This window comes from Methylophilus luteus (genome assembly GCF_042676265.1).
In the GTDB taxonomy this organism is placed as follows: Bacteria; Pseudomonadota; Gammaproteobacteria; order Burkholderiales; family Methylophilaceae; genus Methylophilus; species Methylophilus luteus.
This window is the reverse complement of sequence record NZ_JBHTKB010000002.1, coordinates 574,080-591,928: the sequence shown is the minus strand read 5'-3', so window position 1 is coordinate 591,928 and position 17,849 is coordinate 574,080. Positions and strand designations below refer to the sequence as shown.

At 53.8% G+C, this 17,849-nt stretch carries 20 protein-coding genes; 4 read left to right on the top strand and 16 right to left on the bottom strand.

Annotation, left to right across the window (positions count from 1 at the left end):
- Positions 1–25: 25 nt before the first annotated feature.
- From lepA to rpoE, 5 genes are all read right to left on the bottom strand, one after another.
- Positions 26–1,819, bottom strand: a complete 1,794-nt coding sequence (gene lepA, locus ACFQ1Z_RS12245; RefSeq protein WP_379057952.1) for a translation elongation factor 4 — start codon at positions 1,817–1,819, stop codon at positions 26–28.
- Positions 1,820–1,957: 138 nt separating this feature from the next.
- Positions 1,958–3,385 (bottom strand): DegQ family serine endoprotease, encoded by a 1,428-nt coding sequence (locus ACFQ1Z_RS12240; protein ID WP_379057951.1) that lies wholly within the window; start codon positions 3,383–3,385, stop codon positions 1,958–1,960.
- A 330-nt stretch (positions 3,386–3,715) separates the two neighbouring features.
- Positions 3,716–4,585, bottom strand: a complete 870-nt coding sequence (locus ACFQ1Z_RS12235) for a MucB/RseB C-terminal domain-containing protein (protein ID WP_379057950.1) — start codon at positions 4,583–4,585, stop codon at positions 3,716–3,718.
- A 101-nt stretch (positions 4,586–4,686) separates the two neighbouring features.
- Positions 4,687–5,148: a sigma-E factor negative regulatory protein gene (locus ACFQ1Z_RS12230; RefSeq protein ID WP_379057948.1), complete on the bottom strand. Its 462-nt coding sequence runs from the start codon at positions 5,146–5,148 to the stop codon at positions 4,687–4,689.
- 99 nt (positions 5,149–5,247) lie between these two features.
- Entirely contained in the window at positions 5,248–5,877 is a 630-nt protein-coding gene (gene rpoE / locus ACFQ1Z_RS12225) for an RNA polymerase sigma factor RpoE (protein WP_379057947.1), read from the bottom strand.
- Positions 5,878–6,084: 207 nt separating this feature from the next.
- Between rpoE and nadB the strand changes: the two genes are divergently transcribed.
- From nadB to ACFQ1Z_RS12210, 3 genes are all read left to right on the top strand, one after another.
- Positions 6,085–7,695, top strand: a complete 1,611-nt coding sequence (nadB, locus tag ACFQ1Z_RS12220) for an L-aspartate oxidase (protein WP_379057945.1) — start codon at positions 6,085–6,087, stop codon at positions 7,693–7,695.
- Between the two features lies 1 nt (position 7,696).
- Positions 7,697–8,170 carry a thermonuclease family protein gene (locus ACFQ1Z_RS12215; RefSeq protein WP_379057944.1) on the top strand — a complete coding sequence of 158 codons (474 nt, stop codon included), beginning with the start codon at positions 7,697–7,699 and terminating at the stop codon, positions 8,168–8,170.
- A 62-nt stretch (positions 8,171–8,232) separates the two neighbouring features.
- Positions 8,233–8,712, top strand: a complete 480-nt coding sequence (locus ACFQ1Z_RS12210) for an FKBP-type peptidyl-prolyl cis-trans isomerase (protein ID WP_379057942.1) — start codon at positions 8,233–8,235, stop codon at positions 8,710–8,712.
- Between the two features lie 19 nt (positions 8,713–8,731).
- Here ACFQ1Z_RS12210 and ACFQ1Z_RS12205 read toward each other — a convergent pair whose 3' ends face one another.
- The 7 genes from ACFQ1Z_RS12205 to ybeY all read right to left on the bottom strand — a co-directional run bounded on the left by ACFQ1Z_RS12205 (position 8,732) and on the right by ybeY (position 13,199).
- Complete coding sequence (locus ACFQ1Z_RS12205; RefSeq protein WP_379057940.1) at positions 8,732–9,394, bottom strand: ATP-binding cassette domain-containing protein; 663 nt, start codon at positions 9,392–9,394, stop codon at positions 8,732–8,734.
- Entirely contained in the window at positions 9,394–10,083 is a 690-nt protein-coding gene (modB, locus tag ACFQ1Z_RS12200) for a molybdate ABC transporter permease subunit (RefSeq protein ID WP_379057938.1), read from the bottom strand. The genes ACFQ1Z_RS12205 and modB overlap by 1 nt, the downstream gene beginning before the upstream one ends.
- A gap of 24 nt (positions 10,084–10,107) precedes the next feature.
- Positions 10,108–10,917 carry a molybdate ABC transporter substrate-binding protein gene (modA, locus tag ACFQ1Z_RS12195; protein ID WP_379057937.1) on the bottom strand — a complete coding sequence of 270 codons (810 nt, stop codon included), beginning with the start codon at positions 10,915–10,917 and terminating at the stop codon, positions 10,108–10,110.
- Positions 10,918–11,027: 110 nt separating this feature from the next.
- Positions 11,028–11,375: a winged helix-turn-helix domain-containing protein gene (locus tag ACFQ1Z_RS12190; protein ID WP_379057936.1), complete on the bottom strand. Its 348-nt coding sequence runs from the start codon at positions 11,373–11,375 to the stop codon at positions 11,028–11,030.
- 5 nt (positions 11,376–11,380) lie between these two features.
- Entirely contained in the window at positions 11,381–11,929 is a 549-nt protein-coding gene (scpB, locus tag ACFQ1Z_RS12185) for an SMC-Scp complex subunit ScpB (RefSeq protein WP_379057935.1), read from the bottom strand.
- On the bottom strand, positions 11,929–12,726 hold the full coding sequence (locus ACFQ1Z_RS12180; protein WP_379057934.1) for a segregation and condensation protein A: 798 nt from the start codon (positions 12,724–12,726) through the stop codon (positions 11,929–11,931). Before ACFQ1Z_RS12180 ends, scpB begins: the two co-directional genes overlap by 1 nt.
- A 38-nt stretch (positions 12,727–12,764) precedes the next feature.
- Positions 12,765–13,199, bottom strand: a complete 435-nt coding sequence (gene ybeY, locus ACFQ1Z_RS12175) for an rRNA maturation RNase YbeY (protein WP_379057933.1) — start codon at positions 13,197–13,199, stop codon at positions 12,765–12,767.
- 64 nt (positions 13,200–13,263) lie between these two features.
- On the opposite strand from ybeY, the gene tpiA reads away from it, so the two are divergent.
- Positions 13,264–14,046, top strand: coding sequence for a triose-phosphate isomerase (gene tpiA, locus ACFQ1Z_RS12170; protein ID WP_379057932.1), 783 nt, complete (start codon positions 13,264–13,266; stop codon positions 14,044–14,046).
- An 86-nt stretch (positions 14,047–14,132) separates the two neighbouring features.
- On the opposite strand, the gene ACFQ1Z_RS12165 is transcribed toward tpiA, so the two are convergent.
- The 4 genes from ACFQ1Z_RS12165 to phoR form a co-directional block, all read right to left on the bottom strand.
- Positions 14,133–14,351 (bottom strand): hypothetical protein, encoded by a 219-nt coding sequence (locus ACFQ1Z_RS12165; protein ID WP_055827555.1) that lies wholly within the window; start codon positions 14,349–14,351, stop codon positions 14,133–14,135.
- Positions 14,352–14,562: 211 nt separating this feature from the next.
- Complete coding sequence (locus tag ACFQ1Z_RS12160) at positions 14,563–15,723, bottom strand: JmjC domain-containing protein (protein ID WP_379057931.1); 1,161 nt, start codon at positions 15,721–15,723, stop codon at positions 14,563–14,565.
- A gap of 14 nt (positions 15,724–15,737) precedes the next feature.
- A complete protein-coding gene (locus ACFQ1Z_RS12155) occupies positions 15,738–16,496 on the bottom strand; it encodes a hypothetical protein (RefSeq protein WP_379057930.1) in 759 nt (252 codons plus the stop codon).
- The gene (phoR, locus tag ACFQ1Z_RS12150) at positions 16,493–17,791 is read right to left on the bottom strand and encodes a phosphate regulon sensor histidine kinase PhoR (protein ID WP_379057929.1); all 1,299 of its coding nucleotides are present in this window, start codon (positions 17,789–17,791) and stop codon (positions 16,493–16,495) included. Before phoR ends, ACFQ1Z_RS12155 begins: the two co-directional genes overlap by 4 nt.
- Positions 17,792–17,849: the final 58 nt, after the last annotated feature.

Below are 17,849 nucleotides of genomic sequence, written 5' to 3'. Positions count from 1 at the left end.
CCTGTAAAAATCGGGTGTTCCCGTTTTATTTGTCTTCAACGCGCAGAATAGCCAGGAAGGCTTCTTGTGGGATCTCCACATTACCGACCTGTTTCATGCGCTTTTTACCTTCTTTTTGTTTATCCAGCAACTTGCGCTTACGGGTGATATCACCGCCATAACACTTGGCGATCACGTTCTTACGCATGGCCTTGACCGTCTCGCGCGCAATGATATTGGCACCTATGGCTGCCTGGATCGCGATATCGAACATCTGGCGCGGGATCAGTTCACGCATTTTAGACACCAGCTCACGCCCGCGATAAATGCTATTGGCCCTGTGCACGATCAGGCTCAGCGCATCGACACGCTCGCCGTTGACCATGATGTCGAGCTTGACCAGATCGGCGGCACGGAACTCCATGAACTCGTAATCCATGGAGGCATAGCCGCGCGACACGGATTTCAGTTTATCAAAGAAATCGAGCACCACTTCGTTGAGTGGCATTTCGTAACTGAGCATGACCTGGCGGCCCATATACTGCATATTGCGCTGTATACCGCGTTTGTTGTTACACAGGGTCATCACCGGGCCAACATAATCCTGCGGCATCAGCAGGTTCACCACTATCATGGGCTCACGTATCTCTTCAACGCGCGAAGGCTCAGGCAGGCGCGACGGGTTTTCAATCTGCACCACTTCACCGGTTTTGAGCAGCAACTCGTAGATCACGGTAGGAGCGGTGGTGATCAGGTCCATATCGTACTCGCGCTCTAAACGCTCCTGTACGATCTCCATATGCAGCAGGCCTAAAAAGCCGCAGCGGAAGCCAAAGCCCAGCGCGGTGGAATTCTCCGGCTCGAACTGCAAGCTGGCGTCATTCAGGCTGAGTTTTTCCAGCGCGGTGCGCAGGCCTTCAAACTGGTTGGATTCTACCGGGTACAATCCGGCAAACACCTGTGGTTTGACTTCTTTAAAGCCAGGCAATGGCGCGGCGGCCTGTCTGCCAGCCAAAGTCACGGTATCACCCACCTTGGCAGCGGCCAGCTCTTTAATGCCGGCGATGATAAAGCCTACTTCACCGGCATTGAGCTGCGGGCGTTGCAGCGATTTAGGGGTGAACACACCCACCTGCTCGCACAGATATTCGGCACCGGTCGCCATCAGGCGTATCTTTTCTTTGGCACGCAACACACCATCGACCACGCGCACCAGCATGACCACACCTACGTAGTTATCAAACCAGGCATCGATGACCAGGGCTTTTAGCGGCGCATCTATATCGCCTTTAGGCGCCGGCACTTTGGCCACGACTTCTTCCAGCACATCGCGCACACCGAAACCGGTTTTGGCTGAGCACTGTACGGCATCGGTGGCATCCACGCCGATCACATCTTCGATCTCCTGCGCCACGCGGGCCGGGTCGGCTGAAGGCAGGTCTATCTTATTGAGCACGGGCGTGACTTCTACACCCAGGTCTATGGCGGTGTAACAGTTGGCAACGCTTTGCGCTTCAACGCCTTGCGAGGCATCCACCACCAGTAGTGCGCCTTCACAGGCGGAGAGTGAGCGGCTGACCTCATAACTGAAGTCCACATGCCCAGGGGTATCGATCAGGTTGAGGAAATAAGTCTCACCGTTGTTGGCTTTGTATTGCAAGGCAGCGGTTTGCGCTTTGATCGTAATGCCGCGCTCTCGCTCGATATCCATGCTATCAAGCACCTGCGCTTCCATTTCGCGCGCCTCTAGGCCACCGCACAACTGAATGATGCGATCAGCCAGTGTCGATTTGCCATGGTCAATGTGGGCAATAATCGAGAAATTACGAATATTCTTCATGTTCTGCTATAGGTTGATTACAAGCAAGAAAGGCGCTTAACGCGCCTTTCCGAATTTGCTGGCATTTTACAGCAAACGCCTATTTATCAGGGATTTATTTTAAAGCGCACCAGCTGCAGTGCGCTTTAAAACGCACCCTTACTTGCTTACCTTGATAGGCACATACAGCGTATTTTCACCTCTGAGCACCAGCACCGCCACCGTTTTGCCGGCAGCGACAGCGTTGATCTGCTTGTTGAACAGGTCCACACTCTGGCTTTCATTGTTGTTCAGCCCCAGGATCACATCACCACGGCGTATGCCGGCCTGGGCAGCTGCACCGACGCTTTCAACCACCAGCAGGCCGTTTTTGCCGTTGAGCTTTTTCTTCTGCTGTGGCGTCAGTTCACGCAAGGTCAGGCCTATCTTGTTAGATTCAGGCTTGGCAGGCTCTTTGCTCGAAGGCTGCGCGTCTGCCTGCTCGTTAGGCATTTCACCGACACCCAGCTGCAAAGTCTTGCTGGCGCCTTTACGTACGATCTCGACAGGCACCACTTTACCCGGTTTGATAGATGCCACTACGCGCGGCAGATCGGCAGAGGTCACGATAGGCTTGCCATCAAACTTGAGGATGATATCGCCGACTTCCAGGCCACCTTTGTCTGCCGGGCTGTTTTTCTCAACCCCGGCGATCAATGCACCGCTGGTCTGCTTGAGACCAAAAGAGTCAGCCAGGTCTTTGGTGACTTCCTGTATGCCTATGCCCAGCCAGCCACGCGAAATACGGCCACTGGATTTTAACTGGTTGGAGATATCAATGGCGACATCGATAGGGATACTGAAAGACAGCCCCATGGAACCACCGCTCTTGCTGTAGATCTGCGAGTTGACGCCAACCACTTCACCGCGCAGGTTGAACAGCGGGCCGCCCGAGTTACCCGGGTTGATGGCGACATCGGTCTGGATGAACGGCACATAATTCTCCTGCGGCAAGGCACGGCCTTTGGCACTGACGATACCGGCTGTCATGGTATTTTCCAGGCCGAAGGGCGAGCCTATCGCAGCCACCCACTCACCGACTTTCAATGCGCCAGGGTCGCCGACCACGACTTTTGGCAGACCTGTCGCTTCGATCTTGATCAGCGCAACATCGGTGCGCTTATCGGCACCTATGATTTTCGCCTTAAATTCGCGCTTGTCAGAAAGTTTGACCAGTACTTCATCCGCCTCGCTCACCACATGTGCATTGGTCAAAATGTAACCATCACTGCTGATGATAAAGCCTGAGCCCAGCGACTGGGTCTTATAATCCTGCCCGCCCTCTTGCCCTGGCATGCCAGGCATACCGGGAATGCCGAAACGGCGCAGCAACTCTTGCAGGTTCTCATCATTAGGCATGCCAGGGAAGCCCATACCGCCACCATTGCCGTGCACTACCGAGGTGATACTGATATTGACCACGGTAGGCCCCTGTTTTTCCGCCAGCTCAGTGAAATCAGGCAAGTCCTTGGCCTGCACTTGCATGGCAAAGATCGTTAATGACATGCTGCATGTCAGCAATACTGCAGAGATCCATTGCTTCATCATGATTCTTCCTATTATTTAATCAGTTCAAAATTCAATACTTTTAAAATTTATGCCAGGCCGCTCACACTACGGGGATAACAGGCTTTGCACATGAGCTACGATTTCTCTTCACATGGTGCCCGCCGTACTCAATAACAAGAGCGCTAAAAAAAATACAGCTAAAAAGTTTAAGCTTAGTGACACTGCCATACAAAACTCCGCCACCGACGCAGTCAGCGCATGCAATCTGGATAGATCAAAGGCGCGCGTCATGTCTTGGAAAGAAGTCAGGGATTTAAAGAGTGGTGTGGAGTGCATATTGCATGCTGATGGCAGAAGTGGTCCGCGGGTCTATTTTTTAAAGGTCACCTGCTGGGCGATCTGCTCAACTGTTTGCGCCGGCACTTCGCCGACGACCACGAGCTGGTAACCATTTAACACATGGGCATACACATTGGTGGAACCCATGTTTTTCTTGCCTATGCGCGGCTGCATGCCTTTGATCACCGGCTCGACGAACAGCGATACCGAAGCCAGGCCATCAGAGAAGATCAATTGCTGCACCGGCACCGCCCTGCCTGGTACGCGCAGGCGTATCTGGTCTACTTTTTTGTAACCGGCAGGCAGGTTAGCGATCACCAGATTGTTTTCCACATGGGTCAGATCGGTGGTGTCATCCATCACATAAGGTTTGGATGCGTCTATCTTGGGCTGGAACCAGTCCAGGTCTTTGGTCTGCAGCATGGAGACCTGGTTAAAGCCGATCTGCTCCAGTGTATTGCCCTGGGTATCGAGCATGCTCATTTTAAGCAGCAAGCCATATTCACTGTCAGACCAGACACGATACTGGTAGCGCAGATTGTCATTCGGGATCATATCGATCACTTGCGCTAATCGGCCGGCGATGCGCTCCTGACCGATGAATTTCAGCTTGTAGTTTTGCTTGAGGGGTTGCAGCTGGGTGGGCAACATGGCCGGGAACAGATTCTGGCCCCTGCGCTTTTCAATCACTATCTTGTCATTTTTAGCGTTAAAAATGACGATATCATCGCCCTCACTGAACACTTCACGCGGGCGGCCATCGAGCACGACATTGCGCGTGAATTCGCGTCCGGCTTCATTGATATGGGTAATTTGAACGGAGCGTATGATCGCTCCGTTATGGTAGATGAATAAACCCTGATAATTGAGCTCTCTGGCTGCAGTTGCGGTCTTCTGCATGGCAGGCCATAAATCTTCTTCCGCCCATGCCTGCTGGCAGAGCAAACACGCAAGCAACAGACGAATCACACCCGGCACAGACATACCAATCACAGTTAAATTTATTCGCCAGCGTTGTAGCTTACGTTGTGTATATAGTAAGTCGCACTATTGGGGGAATAGTTGTGATGCGCCATCACATATTGATCAGTTTCACTATCGGCGATCTGCACCGTTTCAACCGTTGCCGGCTGGTTGAGCACGAACATGCCGACAAAAAACGCAGCGGCTACAGAGGCGGCGATAGACCAGATGTATTTAGCCGGGCGCGGGCGTATCTGCGTCACCACAGGCGTCGCTGCAGCTTGCGGAGCCAGCATTACCGGCTCTTCGTTCAGAGCGGCCATGATGCGGCTGGTCATATCAGGCTGTACCCAATACTCTTCACGGATGACATCACGGATGATGTGATAATCCTGCCAGGCCTGCGCTACCTCTCCGGTAGACTTGGCCGCGAGAAAGATATGCTCACAGCGCTCGACATCGGCTTCGCCGTCAATTAAAGCGGACAATTGCTGCTTCATAATAACCCCAAATCAATCAATGTTTTTATGTTAGCACTTAACAAATTATTTGTCATAACACCTAATATTTAAAAAAATAATCGCATCAAATGGGCTGTATCACCAACGTTTATGTTGTGGCGTGTCCAGCAATGGTCTCAGCTTTGCAGCAATGGTCTCACGGGCGCGGAAAATACGTGAGCGCACGGTACCGATAGGACATTGCATGACCGTGGCAATGTCTTCATAACTCAAGCCTTCGAGTTCGCGCAAGGTGATCGCCGTACGCAACTCTTCAGGCAAAGCACCGATCGCATCATTCACAGTCTGCGCGATCTCTTTTGTCATCAGCGAGGTTTCAGGCGTTTCCATGGTACGCATGTCCTGGCCTTCGTCAAAATTCTCTACGTCTTCGATCTCAACGTCCTGCATCACCTGTGGCTTGCGCCCCATAGAAACCAGGTAATTCTTGGCAGTATTAATGCCTATGCGATACAACCAGGTATAAAAGGCACTGTCACCACGAAAACTATGCAAAGCCCGATAGGCTTTAATAAAGGATTCCTGAACCACATCCTCGACTTCAGCCTGGTCGCGTATCATACGCGACAACAGGCGCCCAAGCTTGCGGTTATACTTTTCTACCAGCAATCCGAATGCGCGTTTATCGCCCTGCTGGGCACGTTCAACCAGCAACTGGTCGAACTCTCTATTCTCTATCTGTTTGGCGTTTGCCGCCTGAACAGTCATATCGCGATGACTCCCTTGGGTAATTTTCTGATTGGGAGTAGTATACGCTTTTGTATTGTTTTCGACGAACCCGGTGCGTGTTAACGCCTCTAATTTTGTTGTGTTTAACATCGTCTCATCCCTTATTTTCGCCTGCCAATGCAACATGCAATACAGACAACTTTCTGACACCGCCTTTTCTGCGAAGTTCCCCCGACTTAACAACATATGAATAAAGTCTTTGATGTTTTGATCATAGGCAGTGGCTTGGCGGGGCAATCGCTGGCTTTGCGGCTGGCTGACAGTTACCGCATCTGCATACTCAGCAAACGTGAGCTGTCCAGGAGTGCCAGCAACTGGGCGCAAGGCGGCATCGCGGCAGTACACAACAGTGAAGACTCGCTGGAAGCCCATATTCAGGATACCCTGGATGCCGGCGCCGGTTTGTGCGACAGTGAAGTCACGCGCATGGTGGTGAATAATGGCCGTGCCAGTATTGAATGGCTGCTGCAGCAAGGCGTGAATTTCACGCGTGTAGCGGAAGATGACAGCCTGCACCTGACGCGTGAAGGCGGCCATAGTCACAGACGGGTGGTGCATGTGGCGGACGCCACCGGCCAGGCCGTGCAGACCACCTTGACCGACCGCGTGCGCGAACATCCCAATATCACGATTCTTGAACACCATATCGCGGTTGACCTGATCACCACGCACAAGCTGTTCCAGCAGACCGCCAGCGACGGCCCTAACCGCTGCCTGGGTGCTTATGTGCTGAACAGCCAGACCGGGCATGTCACCACGCTTTCGGCGCAATATACCGTGATGGCCACCGGCGGTGCCGGCAAGGTTTACCTGTACACCACCAACCCGGATATCAGCACCGGCGACGGCATTGCCATGGCCTGGCGGGCCGGCTGCCGGGTCGCCAATATGGAGTTCGTGCAGTTTCACCCGACCTGTCTCTACCACCCGCATGCCAAATCGTTTCTGATCTCGGAAGTCCTGCGTGGCGAAGGTGGCTTGCTCACTTTGCCGGACGGCACCCGTTTCATGCACCTGCATGACGAACGGGCCGAGCTGGCACCGCGCGATGTCGTCGCCCGCGCGATAGACTTCGAGATGAAAAAACGCGGCTTGGATTGTGTCTACCTGGATATCAGCCACAAGCCACTGGCCTTTATCCAGTCACACTTTCCCAATATCTATAAACGCTGTTTGCAATTGGGCATAGATATCAGCAAGCAGCCTATCCCGGTGGTGCCGGCCGCGCATTACACCTGCGGCGGCGTGATGACAGACATGCATGGCCGTACCGATATCGATTGCCTGTATGCGATAGGCGAGACCGCCTGTACCGGCCTGCATGGCGCGAACCGGCTGGCCAGCAACTCCTTGCTGGAATGCCTGGCATTCAGCCAGAGCTGCGCGCAGGACATCCAGGCCTCGGGCCAGCAACCGACCATCTCGCTGCCGGATTGGGATGAAAGCCGTGTCACCGATGCCGATGAAGAAGTACTCATCACCCACACCTGGGATGAGCTGCGGCGGTTCATGTGGAACTATGTCGGTATTGTGCGCACCAATAAAAGACTAAGCCGGGCTTTGCACCGTATCCATATGCTGCGCAATGAGGTGCACGAGTTTTACAGCAACTTCAAGGTCAGCCATGACCTGATAGAACTGCGTAACCTGTTACAGGTGGCAGAACTGATCGTGCGCTGCGCGATTGAGCGCGAGGAAAGCCGCGGGCTGCATTACAGCAAAGATCACCCTGAGCTGTTAGCTGAGGCTATCCCCACCGTGTTAACGCCAGAAAACTATACCAGCCTGCTGGATTAGTATGTGGGCACGTCTACTGCTCTGCCTGTTATGCCTGGCCAGCACAGGCGGCCATGCCGAGCCGGTGCTGAAAAAAGTGCTGGATGGCGACACCGTGATCATCAGTGACCAGGGCATCACCTATCGCCTGCGTCTGCTGGATATTGATGCCCCCGAATCACAGCAGGCTTATGGCAAGCAGGCGAAACGCAGCCTGATGGCTCTTTGCAGCGGCAAGATAGCGGTACAGACCAGCGGCAGCGACCGTTACGGACGCACCCTGGGCCACCTGCGCTGCAACGATATTGATGCCAGCCAGTACCAGGTTGCCCAGGGCATGGCCTGGTTCAATAGCCGCTACTCCAGCCGTGCAGAATTAGCGCCTTTGCAACAACAGGCACAACAGCAGGCATTGGGTCTGTGGCAACAGTCTGACCCTACCCCACCCTGGGTTTGGCGCAAGCATTTTGGTCAACATTATCAACAGCGAGAATGACCATATTTCGCCAATATCCTTTAGAATAATGCTTTATTAGCGAACAACTTAGGACATTCCACATGCAAGTAGCAATGAACACCGTAGTCAGCATGACTTACAAACTACAAAATACCGAGGGCGAAACTTTGGAGGAAAGCCAGCAACCGGTCGCTTACCTGCATGGCGGTTACGACAATATTTTCCCTAAAGTTGAAGAAGCCATGCATGGCAAAAACGTCGGTGACGTGATCGAAGTCAGCCTGGACCCGGAAGATGGTTTTGGCGAGTACGATGATGGCCTGGTGCAGATCGAACAGGCCAGCGCTTTCCCGGCGGAAGAGTTAAAAGTGGGCATGCAGTTTGAAGGTGAAGACGAGACCGGTGATGTGATCCTCTACACCATCACTGATATCGCTGATGGCAAAGTCGTGGTGGATGGCAATCATCCCTGGGCTGGTCAACGCCTGCTGTTCACGGCCACTATCAAAGATGTACGTTCAGCCAACAAAGAAGAGATAGAGCACCAGCATGTACACGGTGCTGGCGGCCATCATCACTAAGTATCAAATCAGCTAGGCATTAAACCGGCTGGCGCAATTGCCCTTGCGCCAGTTGCAACACCTCATCGGCGATCTCCGCCACCTCATCACGCACATGGCTGACATACAAGGTCGGCAGACCAAATGTGCTGATCACTTTTCTGATATATGGCAATACCTGCTGCTTGAGCGTTTCATCCAGGCCACTCAATGGCTCATCCATCAACAATACGCTGGGCTGGCTGAGCAGGGCACGGCCTATGGCCACTCTTTGTTTTTCACCCCCGGATAACTGGCTGGGCCTGCGCTGCAGTAATCCAGCGATATCCAGCACCTCGACCACTTCAGGCAATGAAATAGCCACCTCGCCTTTAGGCATGCCATAACGCAGATTGTGCTGTACATCCATATGTGGAAACAGCCTGCCATCCTGAAAAACGATGCCCACCTGCCGCTGCCAGGGCGGCAACTGTATGCCCTGCCTGGTATCGAACCATACCTGCTGATGGCTCTGGATCAGGCCAGAAGCAGGCATCAACAGCCCGGCCAGACTATGCAGCAAGGTGGTCTTGCCCGAGCCTGAGGCTCCCATGATGCCCAGGCAATAGCCAGGTTTTAAATCAAACTTGGCCTGCAGCGTAAAAGCAGGCGTTGCGGCGGCAACTGCATAAGGCTGGCTGATCAGGATATTGACTTTCAACATCAGCGCTGGCTCCTGATCAGGCGTCTTTCCAGCCATTGACTGGCCAGCAGGGCAAACACCGACACCAGCACACTGAGTATCACCAGTCGCAGCGCGGCGGCGTCGCCTTCCGGCGTCTGGGTCAGGCTGTAAATCGCCAATGGCAAGGTGCGGGTCTCGCCTTCCAGATTACCGGCAAAGGTAATGGTGGCGCCAAACTCGCCCAGGCTGCGGCTGAATGCCAGTATCGCACCGGTCAACAAACCGTGGTAGGACAAAGGCAGTGTGATCGTAAAAAATACTTTTAATGGCGTTGCACCCAGCGTTTGCGCGGCTTGTTCTAGTAGTGGGTCGACCTGGTACAGCGCCTGGCGGATGGCGCGCACCATCAGCGGGAAGGCCATCACCGCCGAGGCGATCACGGCGCCCCACCAGTGGAAAGTGAACTGGATATGCAAATGCTCATATAACCAGGCACCTATCCAGCCCCTGCGCCCCAGCAGCACCAGCAACATATAGCCCAGCACCACCGGCGGCAGCACCATGGGCAAATGCACCAGCGCATCCAGCAATGACTGGCCCCAGAAACGTTTTTTGACCAGCAGCCAGGCCATCAGCATGGCGGGCAACAGCAAAATCACCACGCACCAAAACGCCACTTTCAATGAAAGCAGCACGATGGCGATTTCGGCAGGGGATAAAGTCCACATACAAATTACAAAGACAACAACAATTTAATCAAGTGGTTTAAACCCATATGAGGCTAGCAATTTTTTGGCTTCAGGCGTTTGCAGATATTGATAAAAAGCAGTGGTCGCCGCTGAAGCCTGTGGCAGCACCGCCATAGGATAGATGATAGGCACATGACTGTTTTCCGCGAACTCGCCAGCCAGCTTCACCTTGCTGGAAGACTGCGCGTCACTGGCGTAAACGATGCCGACATCGCACTCATCGCGCTCGACCAGATTCAAGGTGGCGCGCACATCCTGTGTGCTTACCAGGCGGTTTTTGAGTTTTTCCCACCAGCCCAGACTGGTCAGTGACTGTTTGGCGTAGATGCCGACTGGCACTGACAAGGTATCGCCGGTACACCAGTAACCAGGTGCCTGCTGGTTCACATCTACAGCTGCCTCGGTCTTGATGTTCAGTGGTTTGGTCAGGGGGGTGATCAGCACCAGGCGGTTACTCAGCCAGGGCTTGATGGTCGCCGTTTGCACCAGTTGCTTGTCTTTCAGGTATTGCATCCACTTTTCATCGGCAGAAATAAACAGATCTCCCGGCGCGCCTTGTTCCAGCTGTTTGGCCAGCGTGCCTGAGCCACCGTATACCGGCACGATCTGCACACCGGCCTGCTGGCTATATTGCTTGGCCAGTACGTTCATCACATCGGTCAGGCTGGCTGCGGCAAATACCTTGACCTTGCCTTCTTCTGCGTGCGCCAAAGCGCTGACCAGGCACAGGCCGACCAGCATGCCCACAGCAGACCTTACCCGCGCAGCATACCAATGTACTCCAGCCCACTGTAGCCTACCCTGTTTAGTCATGATTTCCATCCCAGATAAATGATTAACTGCTGGCGTCAGCTTGTGACTCGCCAAAAGCAGTCATGCTATCATCGTTATAGCCACCCATGCATTACGAAAAGCAAAAAAAATCAGGTTTTTTTCAAATGCTGGGTGATCAGGTGCAGCTCATCGGCTGCGGCCTGTGATGATTTGTGCAAGATCTGCTGGTAGGCCGCTATCAGCGACTTGCCAAACGCCGTGACTTGCGCGCCGCCGCCATGCGTGCCACCGGTGGTACTCTGCACCACTGGCTGATCAAAGCAGCGATTCATGACATCCACCAGCTCCCAGGCCCTGCGGTAAGACATCTGCATGTGCTTGGCAGCGGCAGAAATAGACCCGTGCAGCTCTATCATCTGCAACAGCTCTATCTTGCCCGGCCCCAGCGCAGTATTGCCTTCATGGTTGATGCGTATCTTGAGTAAGCTTGCTGACATCTGTCTTATTCCAGCGGGATCTCGGCTTGTGCAAACACCTCAAATGGCGGCAGTTCTGCCAGTGAGCGTAAATTTAGGTCATCCAGAAAATGTTTGGTGGTTGCGTACAACGATGGCCGGCCTGGCACCTCGCGTTGGCCGACCACATCTATCCAGTCACGCTCCTGCAATTGCCGGATCACATTCGGGTTGACGGCCACGCCGCGGATCTGCTCTATATCGCCCCGGGTGACCGGCTGTCTGTAGGCGATGATAGCCAGGGTCTCCATCACCGCGCGCGAGTATTTCGGCTGCCTTTCCGGGTTGAGTCGCGCAAGGTATTCGCTATATTCCGGCTTGGCCTGAAAGCGATAACCAGTGGCCACCTGCACCAACTCCAGCGTTCTGTCCTGCCAGTCGGTTTTCAGTTCATCCAGCAGCATGCGCAGCGTAGGCCGCTCCATGCGCCCGGCAAACAGTTTGAGCAGATCATCCAGCGCCAGTGCCTGCGGCGAGGTGAGCAAAGCCGCTTCCAGTATCTGTTTCATCTCCTGGATATTGTCCGGGTCACGCATTATGAGCTCTCCTCACTATAAGCGTGTGCCTGCACATAAATCGTGCCGAACGCCTGCTGCTGCGTGATGAGTATCAGGCCTTCTTTCGCCAGTTCCAGCATGGCCAGAAAACTGACCACCAGTTTGGGGATGCCGTCGGTTTCCATATCAAACAACTCGTCGAACCGCAGCACTTTGGCCGTGCTCAGGCGCCGCAATAACAGACTCATATGCTCGCGCACCGAAAGCTCGGCACGCCCCAGTTTGTGGTGCTGGTTCAGTTTGGCGCGCTTGAGTACATTGCGCCAGGCCTCGACCAGGTCATCCAGGCTGACTTCCGGCGGTTTGACCTGGCTGATATGCTGATAGTATGCGGCGGCGACAGTGATCTCTTCGCCTACTTTAGGCAAGGCATCCAGGCGCTGCGCCGACAGCTTGATGGCTTCGTACTCCATCAGCCGCCTGACCAGCTCCGCGCGCGGATCATCCTCCTCCTCGACTTCGGTGGGCTTGGGCAACAGCATGCGCGACTTGATCTCTATCAGCATGGCGGCCATTAACAGGTAGTCTGCGGCCAGCTCGAGTTTGATGGCTTTCATCTTCTCTACATAGGCCATATATTGCGCCGTCAGGCGGGCCATCTGGATATCGAGGATATCCAGGTTATGCTTGCGTATCAGGTAGAGCAACAGATCCAGCGGGCCTTCAAAGGTGTCCAGATAGACTTCCAGAGCATCGGGCGGGATATACAGATCCTGCGGCAGCTCGGAGAGCGTTTCACCTTTGATCCTGACCGGGCTGTGTTCCTGGATATCCATACTGGGGATTGTAACGATTTGCGCGTGCGGATTAAAGGTTATTCAGCATAAGGGTCAGCAAAGCCCAGTTTTTGCATGACCGCCGTTTCCATGGCTTCCATCAACTCGGCCTGCGCATCCACCTCATGATCATAACCGTGCAGGTGCAATATGCCATGCACCGTCATATGCGCATAATGCGCCAACAGGGTCTTGCCCTGCTCGGCCGCTTCTCTCGCCACCACCGGGGCGCAGATCACAATATCGCCCATCAGTTGCGGCTCTTCAGTCAACGGAAAAGTCAGCACATTGGTCGCATAATCCTTGCCGCGGTAGGTCGCATTCAGCAGGCGGCCTTCTTCAGCATCGACAAGGCGGATAGTGACACTGGTATCCACACGCAAGGCGGCACGCACCCAGCGCCTGAATTCAGCAACAGCCGGCAGGTCGTTTGCTACGCTAGCCAGTTGCAGGGAAAAATCTAGTTGCGGCATACGGTCAAGTTTTCTGAAAAATATCCGTCATTATAAGAAGAAAACCCTTAAAGGAAACCGTGGGATGTCGAATCGGCCGAAACTGGTGGTTGCCAATCGCAAAATGCATGGCAACGTACCGGATAATCATCAATTCATGCAAAGCCTGTTGCAGCAAACGCAGCATCACCAGGCGCGCTATGCCGTGTGCCCGCCACATCCCTACCTTTATCAGGCGCAACATATACTGCAGAACAGCCATATCGCCTGGGGCGGGCAAAACATGAGCCGCTTTGAGAAAGGGGCTTATACCGGCTCGGTGTCGCCGGTGATGCTCAAGGAGTTCGGTTGTACTTATGTCATCATCGGCCATTCAGAACGCAGGCAGCGCGGCCATGATAGCGATGAAAGCTGCGGTGAACGGTTTGAAGCGGCGATCAAAGCCGGGCTGACACCTATCTTGTGCATAGGTGAGACGCTGGAGGAATATGAACAGGGTGAAACCGACCTGGTGGTGGTACGCCAGTTGAATCCGGTGATCGCACATGTTGGTATACAGGCATTATCCTTAGGTGTGATCGCCTATGAACCGGTATGGGCGATAGGGTCTGGCAAAGCAGCCACGCCCCAGCATGTGCAGGCTATCCTGTCATTTATCCGCGGCCACATAGGTTTGCTGGACGAACAGGTCGCAGAAAAAATCGATCTGCTCTATGGCGGCAGTGTCAATCCTGGCAATGCGGCACAACTGCTGAGCATGCCGGATGTGGATGGTGGCCTGATAGGCGGCGCTTCGCTGGTGGCAGAAGATTTTATCCGTATCTGCCAGATAGCCAATGAACTGACCGCTTTGAAGACAGCGGCCTGATCAGCAGCGCAGAGTTGCAGGCAACAAAAAAGCCGACTTGCGTCGGCTTTTTTATAACCAGGTAATCCAGATTACAACTGTCTGAATTACTTAGCTTCTTCAGCAGGAGCAGCTTCAGCTGGTGCAGCTTCAGCAGGAGCAGCTTCAGCAGGAGCAGCTTCAACTGGTGTTTCAGCAGCTGGTGTTTCAGCAGCTGGAGCTTCAGCAGCAGGAGCCTCAACAGCAGGAGCCTCTTCAGCTGGTTTTTCACCACAAGCGGTCAAAGCCAAAGCCAACAATGCAGCCAACAATGCAGAACGTGTCATCTTTATTTCCTTAGTATGTATGAGCAAAATTTTGTGTACGGCACAATTCTCATATGCAAGAACCCGCCGAGTAGAAAAATTGTATCAGTAATTTATTAAAAAAAGAATGTAAGTGCAATTAAAAACACATGATTTTTTTGCATAAGAACAACAACCCTCGCTTTTTTTGACAAAAACCGCTCACAAATGGTTCAAATCAGCGCTGGCAAGCTCATATTTCGCCCAAATGCAGATAGCCCAGCAGGTACATGTCACGCAACCATGGCAGTAAATAGCCTGCATTTTCGCCGTGAAAAACCGCCGCATCCAGCTGCCGCCGGTTGGCCAGGTGATTGAGTAGCTTCTGAGCAGGTTCATCGCCTACAGTCACCAGTTCACCGTTGATAAAGTACTGCCCCTGCCAGTGCAACATCTGCGTTTGCAGGTCCAGCACTACGCCGCAATCGCGCACAGCCTCACTGAATTTTGCCTGACTGAGCTTGCGGTTAGGGGTGAATAGCACATAAGCCTTGGGCTCGGTGAAGTAGCGCGCCAGGAAAGGCCCCAGTGCTTCAGGCTGCCAGGCCAGGCGTTGCAGCATCTCGCTGACCCGTTGCACCATGGCCTGGTCTATCGCCGCCGCATCGGCGACCGGCTGCAATTCAGGGTCCTGATACAGCTCATCCGGCAAGTTCTCCTGGCGGCAGGCATCGAGGAACTCGACCGCCAGCTCCCTGGCCGCCGGTGCGCGAAAGCCTATGGAATAGGTCATGCAGTCATCATCTTCGGCCACCCCCCAATGCGCGACGTTGGGTGGCAGGTACAGCATATCGCCCGCTTCCAGCACCCACTCCTGCTCGCTGACAAAGTCTGCCAGTATGCGCAAGGGCGCATCGGCGATCAGGCGTTTATCCGCTTGCTGGCTGATAGACCAGCGCCGCTTGCCTGCCCCCTGCAACAGAAAAACATCATAGCTGTCCAGATGCGGCCCCACGCCGCCGCCCGTGGGCGCATAGCTGACCATGACATCATCCAGCCTGGCTGTGGGAATAAAATTGAAGTGGTCTAGCAAGGCCTGCGCTTCAGGCAACAAGTGATTCAACCCTTGCACTAGCAGCGTCCAGTGTTGTGGCGGCAAAGCCGAAAAATCATCTTCATCAAACGGGCCTTGCCTGACTTGCCAGCCGGCCCCTTGCTGCGCACGGGCCGGGTCGAACTGGATCAGGCGTGAAGGCACTTCTGTTTCGCAGGCCAGCCCGGCCAGTTCATCCGGCGTCAGCAGGCCCTGAAAACCGGGGATGGCGGCGCGTATCAGCAATGGTTTTTTTTGCCAGTATTCGGCCATGAATTGCGCCGGGGTCAGGCCGTTGAGTAAGGTCAGTGCTTGTTGCATGGCAAAAAAATAAACTACCTAAAGGGAAGAAAAGGGGTGGTGGTGATACTTTGCGTCAGGCGCGAGATAAAACGCTGCGACTTCTCCGCCAGCATCAGCGCCAGCATATCGGTGCGCGCGATCAGTTTTGTGAATTCACGCTCAAAACTCAGGTTCTGGCCATCGGCCTGCATGCTGTTGGTCAGCAATAATAGCTCACCGCGTGCATTTTTAGCGTTGCCCAGCTTCCAGACCGCGATCTCTACATTGCGCGCTGCATTGTACAAGTTTTGCGGCTCTATGCTATCCAGCAAAAAGAATGCGGATTTATTACCGTGTGCCCGGTATAACATGGATTGCAGGCCGACGATCAGCGCCAGCACGCGGTCACCGCTGAACTGCGGGTTTAACGCCAGCTTGATCGCTGCCGTATCCTGCGCGCCGGCCAGGGCCTCGAATTTCCATTGATGGGTAGCCACCTGGTCAAATACCAGGGTAGCGATCTGGTCCGGCGTGGCGATCTGGCCCGCGACCCGTAGCCCGGATTTGTGTGCTTCGGCCGGGTTGCGTTTGTATAACTTGAGCATCAGCAGGCGCAAGCTGGCCTCATTCTCGGCATATTCAATATCCGCCAGCCGGTCACTATCACTTTTAACTAACTGATGCAGGGTATTGCGGTCTTGCCGGATCGGCAATGGCCTGCCATTGGGCGAATCTACATAGCCGCCACTGGGGTTGGTGCTACAAGCCGCAAGCAACAATATGCTTATCCAGCTGCAGCCCCGCCATTTCATGCCACAAGTACCCTTTGCGCTGGAAAGACTATGCTGAAACGGCTGCCTTTACCCGGCTCGCTTTCAACTTTGAGGATAGCCTGATGATGATGCAGGATATGCTTGACTATAGACAGGCCAAGGCCGGTGCCACCGGTGTCACGGCTACGTCCGCTATCCACACGATAAAAACGTTCGGTCAGTCTGGGCAAGTGCTGCGGCTCAATGCCTATACCGGTATCCTGCACACTGAATATCACCTGTTCATCCTGCATTTGCCAGAAGATATCTATGTTGCCGTTTGCCGGCGTATAACGCACAGCATTACTGGTCAGGTTGCTCATGGCGCTCAGCAATTCATTATAGCTGCCGCGGATATTCACCTTGGCATCCATATGCAATGTCACGGTGTGGTCGCCCAGGCTTAATGCTCTGGCATCTTTAAGCAGTTGGTTGAGCAGAGGTTCCATCGCAATATCGGTTTCATCCTTGAGCACGACATTATTTTCCAAACTGGATAAGGTCAGCAAGTCTTCAATGATGCGGCGCATGCGGGTGGTCTGCGACTGCATCATATCGAAGTAAGGTTGAATATCAGGCGAGACTTCGCCTTGCATATCGCTGATGGTTTCCAGAAAACCACCCACCACCGTCAACGGTGTGCGCAACTCATGCGAGACATTGGCAATAAAATCCCTGCGCATGATCTCTGTTTTTTCTATGGCAGAGATATCGCGGCAGATCAGCAAGCGCTGCTTACTGGCAAAAGGAATGATCTGTAATTCCAGCGTCACATCCGGGCTGCGCCAGGACTTGAGTTTTAACGGCTCGCTGTAATCTTCACTCTGTAGATACTGCACGAACTCGGCCTGACGCAGTAAATAATAGATAGGCTGGTTTTCATCATGCTGGCGCTTGAGGCCTAAGCGTTGTACTGCCGGTTCATTAAACCATTCGATCTCGTTGCGATGATTGAGCACCACCACGCCATCCGGCAATGCACTGGTCGCGTGGCGTAACCTTTCCAGTGTGCTGCTGAGCTGGCTCTGGCTGCGTGAATGCCTGCGCATCTCCTGGTAGAGGTTGGCAAAAATGTCTTCCCAGATGCCTTTGCCATTAGGCATAAAGTTAAGGCCGGGTTTGAGTGACCACAGGTACAACCGTTGCATCCAGTAAAGATGCCCGGCCAGATAGGCGATCACACCTACCACATAGGCCAGCCAGGCAGTTTCTGCACTGGTCACCCAGCCCAGGATCAGACAACAGAATGCCCAGGAGATCAGCAGCCAGAACGCTTTCCAACGAATATCTTGCACAGGCGACACCCAAAATACAGATGGCTGGGATTATACGACACAACCGCGGCAGGATTGT

What these genes read in the sequence shown, in the direction of transcription:
- ACFQ1Z_RS12155 (WP_379057930.1), bottom strand. Translation starts at nt 16,496, where the DNA reads ATGAAATGGCGGGGCTGCAGCTGGATAAGCATATTGTTGCTTGCGGCT.
- lepA (WP_379057952.1), bottom strand. Translation starts at nt 1,819, where the DNA reads ATGAAGAATATTCGTAATTTCTCGATTATTGCCCACATTGACCATGGC.
- ACFQ1Z_RS12240 (WP_379057951.1), bottom strand. Translation starts at nt 3,385, where the DNA reads ATGATGAAGCAATGGATCTCTGCAGTATTGCTGACATGCAGCATGTCA.
- ybeY (WP_379057933.1), bottom strand. Translation starts at nt 13,199, where the DNA reads ATGCCGCAACTAGATTTTTCCCTGCAACTGGCTAGCGTAGCAAACGAC.
- rpoE (WP_379057947.1), bottom strand. Translation starts at nt 5,877, where the DNA reads ATGACTGTTCAGGCGGCAAACGCCAAACAGATAGAGAATAGAGAGTTC.
- ACFQ1Z_RS12160 (WP_379057931.1), bottom strand. Translation starts at nt 15,723, where the DNA reads ATGCAACAAGCACTGACCTTACTCAACGGCCTGACCCCGGCGCAATTC.
- ACFQ1Z_RS12235 (WP_379057950.1), bottom strand. Translation starts at nt 4,585, where the DNA reads ATGCAGAAGACCGCAACTGCAGCCAGAGAGCTCAATTATCAGGGTTTA.
- ACFQ1Z_RS12190 (WP_379057936.1), bottom strand. Translation starts at nt 11,375, where the DNA reads ATGTCAGCAAGCTTACTCAAGATACGCATCAACCATGAAGGCAATACT.
- ACFQ1Z_RS12210 (WP_379057942.1), top strand. Translation starts at nt 8,233, where the DNA reads ATGCAAGTAGCAATGAACACCGTAGTCAGCATGACTTACAAACTACAA.
- ACFQ1Z_RS12205 (WP_379057940.1), bottom strand. Translation starts at nt 9,394, where the DNA reads ATGTTGAAAGTCAATATCCTGATCAGCCAGCCTTATGCAGTTGCCGCC.
- modB (WP_379057938.1), bottom strand. Translation starts at nt 10,083, where the DNA reads ATGTGGACTTTATCCCCTGCCGAAATCGCCATCGTGCTGCTTTCATTG.
- ACFQ1Z_RS12165 (WP_055827555.1), bottom strand. Translation starts at nt 14,351, where the DNA reads ATGACACGTTCTGCATTGTTGGCTGCATTGTTGGCTTTGGCTTTGACC.
- ACFQ1Z_RS12230 (WP_379057948.1), bottom strand. Translation starts at nt 5,148, where the DNA reads ATGAAGCAGCAATTGTCCGCTTTAATTGACGGCGAAGCCGATGTCGAG.
- ACFQ1Z_RS12215 (WP_379057944.1), top strand. Translation starts at nt 7,697, where the DNA reads ATGTGGGCACGTCTACTGCTCTGCCTGTTATGCCTGGCCAGCACAGGC.
- nadB (WP_379057945.1), top strand. Translation starts at nt 6,085, where the DNA reads ATGAATAAAGTCTTTGATGTTTTGATCATAGGCAGTGGCTTGGCGGGG.
- ACFQ1Z_RS12180 (WP_379057934.1), bottom strand. Translation starts at nt 12,726, where the DNA reads ATGGATATCCAGGAACACAGCCCGGTCAGGATCAAAGGTGAAACGCTC.
- modA (WP_379057937.1), bottom strand. Translation starts at nt 10,917, where the DNA reads ATGACTAAACAGGGTAGGCTACAGTGGGCTGGAGTACATTGGTATGCT.
- tpiA (WP_379057932.1), top strand. Translation starts at nt 13,264, where the DNA reads ATGTCGAATCGGCCGAAACTGGTGGTTGCCAATCGCAAAATGCATGGC.
- scpB (WP_379057935.1), bottom strand. Translation starts at nt 11,929, where the DNA reads ATGCGTGACCCGGACAATATCCAGGAGATGAAACAGATACTGGAAGCG.